We start from the raw sequence: 6,570 nt of genomic DNA on the forward strand, positions 1-6,570 counted from the left end.
GCCGCCGAACCCGCTGCCCACCACGAGGACCCGGTGGTCCTGCACCTCGTGGGGGATTCGTCCGGGGCCTGCGGGTGCGGGGCTCGCGGGGTCGGTCCCCTGGCCGGCGGCGAGGGGGTCGGACGCGAGTGCCGCGACCCCGGCGGCGGCGAGTGAGCCGAGGAACCCCCGGCGGGTGAGAGTCGTCATGTCGCCTAACCGTCAGGATCGTGTCGGTGCGGTGACGAGCGTCACCCTCGCCCGAAGCTAGACAGTCGTCTGGACTACTGTCAAGACGTTCCTCCGGGCCCGGAGCCGCCTGCGCGGCCGTAGTATCGGTGGGATGAGTGGCGACAAGCAGGGCAAGAAGGGCGCCAAGAAGGCGCGCCCCAAGGCCTCCTCGGACGCGGCGGGCACGAAGGCGGGCACGAAGGACCTGCTGCCCAGCGGGCTCGAGAAGCTGCCCAAGAAGGCCTACGAGGCCGAACTGGAGCGGTTGCAGGCCGAGCTCGTGGAGATGCAGGCCTGGCTCAAGGAGACGGGGAACCGGCTCGTGGTGGTGTTCGAGGGTCGCGACGCCGCAGGAAAGGGGTCGGCGATCAAGCGGATCACCCAGTACCTCAACCCCCGGTACGCCCGCGTGGTCGCACTGCCCGCGCCGACCGAGGTGCACAAGACGCAGTGGTACTTCCAGCGCTACGTCGAGCATCTGCCGGCAGCCGGTGAGATCGTGATCTTCGACCGCTCCTGGTACAACCGGGCCGGCGTGGAGCGAGTGATGGGGTTCTGTACGACCGACGAGTACCGCCGCTTCCTGCACCAGGCGCCGATCTTCGAGCGCCTGCTCGTGGAGGACGGGATCATGCTGCGCAAGTACTGGTTCTCCGTGTCGGACGAGGAGCAGGAGCGCCGGTTCCGCTCCCGGCACGACGATCCCATGCGCCGGTGGAAGCTCTCGCCGATGGACCTGGAGTCGATCAACCGGTGGGAGGCCTACAGCCGCGCCAAGGACGAGATGTTCATCCACACCGACATCCCGGAGGCGCCCTGGTACACGGTGGAGTCCGAGGACAAGAAGAGGTCGCGGATCAACGTGATCTCCCACCTGCTCTCCACCGTCCCGTGGGAGAAGCTGGAGCCGCCGACCTTCGAGATCCCGGAGCGACCCGAGGGGGCCAACTACGAGCGGCCGCCACGCGAGGAGTTCAAGTACGTCCCGGATGTCGCGTCGGAATTGCTCTGAGGTGAGGCGGGGGCGATCTAGGTAGGAATTCCTAGTATCTCGGCGACGGCGGGTGACCGGCCTGACACACTGGGGGCATGAGCGAATTCGTCACCACCCGGCGAGAAGGCCGGATGCAGCACATCGTCCTGGACCGCCCCAAGGCCCTGAACTCCCTCGACCTACCCATGTGCCGGGCCCTGCACTCCGCACTGGACGCCGCCTCGCAGGACTCGGGCGTGGAGGCCGTCGTCACCACGAGTACCTCGGAGAAGGCGTTCTGCGCGGGCGGCGACATCCGCGCCCTGCGCGACGCCGCGGCCGCCGGGGAGCACCAGACCAACCGGGAGTTCTTCTCCGAGGAGTACGCGATGGACCTCGCGTACCACACCCACCGGGTGCCCACGGTCGCGGTGATCCACGGCGTCGCGATGGGCGGCGGCCTCGGGATCTCCATCAACGGTTCGCACCGGGTGGTCACCACCACGGTCATGATGGCGATGCCCGAGACGGCGATCGGGTTCATCCCCGACGTCGGCGCCAGCCACTTCCTGCCCCGACTGTGCGGCGGCGGGACCCGCGGCCTGGCGGTGGGGATCTACCTCGGCACCACCGGGGTCCGGATGAACTCCGCGGACGCCCTCTACACGGGTCTGGCCACCCATCTGATCGACGACGCCGACCGGGACACCTTCGTCACCGCCATCGGATCCGACGGCCTCGACGCCGCCCTCGAGCGACACGGCCTCGAGCGCGCGGCGGCGGGGGAGTCCGCGGTCGAGCAGCACATCGACCGGATCGAGGACGTCTTCGGCCGCGGCACCGCGCAGGAGATGGTCGACGCCCTGGAGTCCGGCCCCCAGGACGAGTGGGCCACCGCGACCCTCGGGATGCTGCGGTCCCACTGCCCGACCTCCGTCATCGCCACCATCGAGCTGCTCCGCGCCGGGGCCGCCGCGGGCGATCTCCGCGAATGCCTCGACAACGAGCTGGCGCTGGGCGGATGGATCACCGCCCGTCCGGACTTCGTCGAGGGAGTGCGGGCCGTGGTGATCGACAAGGACCGCGATCCCACGTGGGATCCGGCCGACCTCGACGACGTCGACGTCGACGCCATCCGTTCGGCGCTGAACGGGGGCTGACAGGGGCTACTCTGATCCGCGTCCTGCGCGCTGGGCGCGGGTCGAGGAGGGGCCATGACGACCACCGGCGATGGCGTTCGCGAACCCGGCGTGCGCGAAACCGAGGTGCCCGCCCCGCACGAGGAGCCCAGGGGGTGGGGAATCGCCGGCGTCACGGTGGTGTCGCTGGCCGCGGCGTTCGCGGTGGTCTGGGGGATCTCCCAGCACGCGGCCATGGTCATGCCGGCCTTCCTCGCCCTCAACCTGGTGATCGCCGCCCAGCCGCTGCAGCGGCGCCTGGAGCGGGCCGGCCTGCCGCGGTGGGGTGGGATGATCATCGTCCTGCTCGTGCTCTACCTGCTGCTGGCCGCGCTGGTGGGGATGCTCGTGTGGGCACTGTGGATCGCCGCCGAGGAGATCCCGCAGTATCAGGGCAGGTTCGTCGAGCTCTACGGTCAGACCATCGAGTTCCTCGGCCGGTTCGGGGTCAGCCAGGATCAGGTCTCGTCGAGCCTGGCGGGCGTGGACCCCGGCACGATCATCGGGACGGTCCAGAACGTGGCGGGGCAGGTGTCCTCGGCGGGGGGCCAGCTCACCGTCCTGGTGATCGCGCTGACCTTCCTGGTGTTCGACGTCCCGGGCGTCACCCGCCGTCGAGCCGTGATCGTCCGTCAGCGGCCCCGGCTGGCCGACGCGCTCAGCTCCTTCACCGACGGCGTGAAGTCGTACTGGATCGTCTCGACGATCTTCGGTCTCCTCGTCGCGATCATCGACACGGTGGCTCTGATGATCATCGGCGTGCCGCTCGCGGTGGTGTGGGGCGTGCTGGCCTTCGTCACCAACTACATCCCCAACATCGGCTTCGTGCTGGGCCTCGTGCCGCCCGCGCTGTTCGCACTGCTGACCGGGGGACCGGTCGACGCCATCTGGGTGGTGGTGATCTACTGCGTGGTCAACCTGGTGATCCAGAGCTTCATCCAGCCCAAGTTCACCGGCGACGCCGTGGGACTCACCCCCACCGTGACGTTCCTCTCGCTGGTGTTCTGGACCTCGGTGGCCGGCGCGTTGGGCGCGATCCTGGCGGTGCCGTTGACGCTCGTGGTCAAGGCCTTCCTGGTGGACGCCGATCCGCGGATGAGGTGGCTCTCGACGTTCCTGACCACCCCCGACGCCGACGCCAGACGCGACAGACGGCGCGTCAGTCGCCGGGATCGCCCTCGGCGGGGTCCACTCCGGCAGGAGCCCGGGTGAAGGTCCCGAGTCCGTTGCCGTCCAGGAGCTCGACCGTGACCTCGTCGTCGTCGAACGTCACCGAGCCCCGCGACCCCGGCGGCCAGTTCTCGCTCCGTGGCTGGACGGCGAACGTCTCGCCGTCCCAGGGCTCGAGCGGCCACGCGACGGCCACCCGGCCCACGATCATCTCCAGCCCGTCCTCCGATTCGCGGACCTCCAGAGTCCCGAAGTAGTCGTTGTCGTAAGTGCCGACGAGCTCGGCCGGGTCCGGTGCCGGCGCCGGGGCGGCGGGTCGCCGCGCGTCCACCAGGTCTCCCACGGGATCGAGCACTGGGGCGAACGCCTGTCCGAACAGTTCGCGCCAGTCCAGCGTGGGGTCGCCGTACTGGGCGTAGTCGGCAAACCGGGCGTTGATCGTCTCCGCCACCCCGGTGGGCGAGGCGTTGGTCACGGTGATGATCCCGAGGTCCAGCGAGGGCAGCATGAGCATCGCGGTGCCCGCGCCGAGCGCGAAGGCCCCGGAATGGCTCCACTGGACCCGCCCTGACGAGCTGGTGCCGATGTTGAAGCCGTACCCGTAGGAGCCGGGGCGGTCGGCTGCGGCCTGTGGGGGCGCGGACACGATCTGTGGGGTGAGGGCCTCGCGCAGCGCCTCGGCGGGGACCACCTGGGTGCCGTCGGGTCCTTTGCCGTCGTGCAGCACCATGGCCATCCACGCGGCCATGTCGGTCACCGACGAACTCAGTCCCCCCGCCGGGGCCTGCGCGTCGGGATCGCGTTGGGGATCGGCGGGCACCCAGTCGCCGGTTCCCGCGCCCGTGTCGTTCCTGACGTGGCCGACGGCCCGGTTGTCCCGCTCGAGCAGCTCGACGTGCGAGTAGGAGGTCTCGCTCATCCCGAGGGGCTCGAAGATTCGCTCGCGGCTCAACTCGTCCCAGGGCGTCCCCGCGGCGACCGCCACGGCTTCCGCACCGGCCGTCAGCCCGAAGTTCGTGTACGCGTACGAGGCCCGGAACGGCGTGAGCGGAAGGTGCCGCAGACCGTGCAGGACCGCGGGCCGGTCATACCCCAGGTCCTCGAGATCGTCCCCCGCGTGCTCGGGCAGGCCCGAGCGGTGCGCGAAGACGTCGCCCACGGTGACGAGCGGGGACAGCTGGGCATCGGAGAGTTCGAACCACGGTAGGTACTCGCTCACCGGGGTGGACCAGTCGACCTCGCCGTTCCCGCTCTCCGCGGCCACCACTGTCGCGCTGACCGACTTGGAGATCGAGGCCAGTGGGAAGACTGTCCCCGCGTCCACCTCGGCGCCGGTGCTGGTGTCACGGACGCCGAAGCCCTCCGCGAGGACCACCTCGCCGCCGTGCACCACCGCGACGGCCGCGCCCGGGATCCCTGAGGCCTCCAGTTCCTCCTCGACGATGTCGGTGACCTTGCCGACCGCGTAGTCGATCCGGTCCTCGCCGACCTCGAGCGCCGAGTACGCGGCCGGACTCGCGTCCGGATCGGGTGTCGCCAACGGCGTCCCACACGCCGACCCGAGCAGCGCGAGGGCCGTGCACACGCCGATCAGGCCCAGGGAACGACGGCGACCGGCGGTCGAGACTGTGGTCATCCGCCCAGCCTAGACCGCCGGATCCTCTCCCGAGGGTCGTGTCGGACCACCACCCGCTACTCGCTCCCGCTGCGCGGCGATCAGGTCGCGGTACCAGTACCAGGAGTCCTTGCGGGTCCGCGTGAGGGTGCCGTGGTCCACGTGGACCAGGCCGAAGCGCTCGGCGTAGCCGGCGGCCCACTCGAAGTTGTCCATCGCCGACCACACGTAGTACCCGTCCACGTTCACGCCCGCCTCGACGGCGTCCGCCACGGCCGCGAGGTGTGCGCGGAGATACTCGATCCGCCGGTCGTCGTGGACCGCTCCGTCCGCTCCGGGGCCCTCGTGGAACGAGGCCCCGTTCTCGGTCACCGTCACCGGCGGCAGCCCCGGGTAGCGCTCGTGGAGCGCCACGAGGATGTCCGTGAGGCCCGACGGCACGACAGGCCAGTCGAAATCGGTCCGCTCGACGCCCTCGATACGTACCGGGCGGAACGGCATGTCCTGCGGGAAGTCCACCTCGAGCACCCCGGAGTAGTCGGTGTCGGGGCGCGGGGCCTCGATCACCGTGGGTTCGTAGTAGTTGACCCCGTAGTGGTCGAGGGGGCCGGCGATGACGACGAGGTCCTGCTCGAGCTGGTCGGGGGTCAGTCCCGCGGAGCTCATGACGAGCTCGGCCACCCAGTCCTGCGGGTACTCACCGCGCAGGACGGGATCGGAGAACAGCCAGTTGGTGAGGATGCGGAACATCTCGGCGGCCTCGAGGTCCTCGGCGGAGTCGGTCGCGGCGAGGACCGGGAAGTGCTGTTGGACCACCCCCACCTCGTGCCGGGTCCCGGAGGCCCGGATGGCCTCGACCGCCAGGCCGTGGGCGCGGAGCAGATTGTGCGCCACGGGCAGGCAGTCCAGCCCCATTCCGAGGGCCGGCGCGTGATCGGTGAGCCCGTGACCGTACAGGGTGTGGACGTTCATCTCGTTGAGCGTGTGCCAGCGGGTGACGCGGTCGCCGAGGGCGTCGACCACCACCGCGGCGTAGTCGGCTAGTTCCCGGGAGGTGTCCCGGCGCAACCACCCGCCCTCGTCCTGCAGGGTCTGCGGCAGGTCCCAGTGGTAGAGGGTGGGCACGGGGCGGATGCCGGCCGCCAGGAGATCGTCGACGAGCCGCGAGTAGAAGTCCAGGCCGGGTCCGTTGACCCGCCCGCGTCCGGTGGGCAGGACCCGGGACCAGGAGATCGAGAACCGGTAGTCGTCGACCCCGAGGTCGGCCAGGTCGCGGACGTCCTCGGCGTGGCGGTGGTAGTGGTCGCACGCCACGGCCGGGGTGTCGCCGCCGCGGATGCGGCCGGGTTCGGCGGCGAAGGTGTCCCAGATGCTCGGGCCACGCCCGTCGGCGTCGGCCCCGCCCTCGATCTGGGCGGCCGCGG

The 6,570-nt window shown here is 70.5% G+C and carries 5 protein-coding genes and 1 pseudogene; 3 read left to right on the forward strand and 3 right to left on the reverse strand.

Annotation, left to right across the window (positions count from 1 at the left end):
- Positions 1 to 189, reverse strand: a pseudogene (locus G6026_RS17440) (cholesterol oxidase); the annotation flags it as partial.
- Positions 190 to 322: 133 nt separating this feature from the next.
- Here G6026_RS17440 and ppk2 point away from each other — a divergent pair.
- From ppk2 to G6026_RS13010, 3 genes are all read left to right on the forward strand, one after another.
- Positions 323 to 1,222 carry a polyphosphate kinase 2 gene (ppk2, locus tag G6026_RS13000; protein ID WP_228549382.1) on the forward strand — a complete coding sequence of 300 codons (900 nt, stop codon included), beginning with the start codon at positions 323 to 325 and terminating at the stop codon, positions 1,220 to 1,222.
- Between the two features lie 77 nt (positions 1,223 to 1,299).
- Complete coding sequence (locus G6026_RS13005) at positions 1,300 to 2,343, forward strand: enoyl-CoA hydratase/isomerase family protein (protein WP_182613424.1); 1,044 nt, start codon at positions 1,300 to 1,302, stop codon at positions 2,341 to 2,343.
- A gap of 54 nt (positions 2,344 to 2,397) precedes the next feature.
- Positions 2,398 to 3,573: an AI-2E family transporter gene (locus tag G6026_RS13010; protein ID WP_182613425.1), complete on the forward strand. Its 1,176-nt coding sequence runs from the start codon at positions 2,398 to 2,400 to the stop codon at positions 3,571 to 3,573.
- On the opposite strand, the gene G6026_RS13015 is transcribed toward G6026_RS13010, so the two are convergent.
- Together G6026_RS13015 and G6026_RS13020 are read right to left on the reverse strand one after the other, a co-directional pair.
- Positions 3,521 to 5,167, reverse strand: coding sequence for a serine hydrolase (locus tag G6026_RS13015; protein ID WP_182613426.1), 1,647 nt, complete (start codon positions 5,165 to 5,167; stop codon positions 3,521 to 3,523). The genes G6026_RS13010 and G6026_RS13015 overlap by 53 nt on opposite strands.
- 9 nt (positions 5,168 to 5,176) lie before the next feature.
- Positions 5,177 to 6,570, reverse strand: a 1,394-nt coding sequence (locus tag G6026_RS13020) for a GH1 family beta-glucosidase (protein ID WP_182613427.1), incomplete at its 5' end; no start/stop codon positions are given.

The organism is Dietzia sp. DQ11-38-2 (genome assembly GCF_014145055.1).
In the GTDB taxonomy this organism is placed as follows: domain Bacteria; phylum Actinomycetota; class Actinomycetes; order Mycobacteriales; family Mycobacteriaceae; genus Dietzia.

Excerpts from the sequence above, each read along its gene's own strand:
- ppk2 (WP_228549382.1), top strand. The coding sequence starts at position 323 with ATGAGTGGCGACAAGCAGGGCAAGAAGGGCGCCAAGAAGGCGCGCCCC.
- G6026_RS13015 (WP_182613426.1), bottom strand. The coding sequence starts at position 5,167 with ATGACCACAGTCTCGACCGCCGGTCGCCGTCGTTCCCTGGGCCTGATC.
- G6026_RS13005 (WP_182613424.1), top strand. The coding sequence starts at position 1,300 with ATGAGCGAATTCGTCACCACCCGGCGAGAAGGCCGGATGCAGCACATC.
- G6026_RS13010 (WP_182613425.1), top strand. The coding sequence starts at position 2,398 with ATGACGACCACCGGCGATGGCGTTCGCGAACCCGGCGTGCGCGAAACC.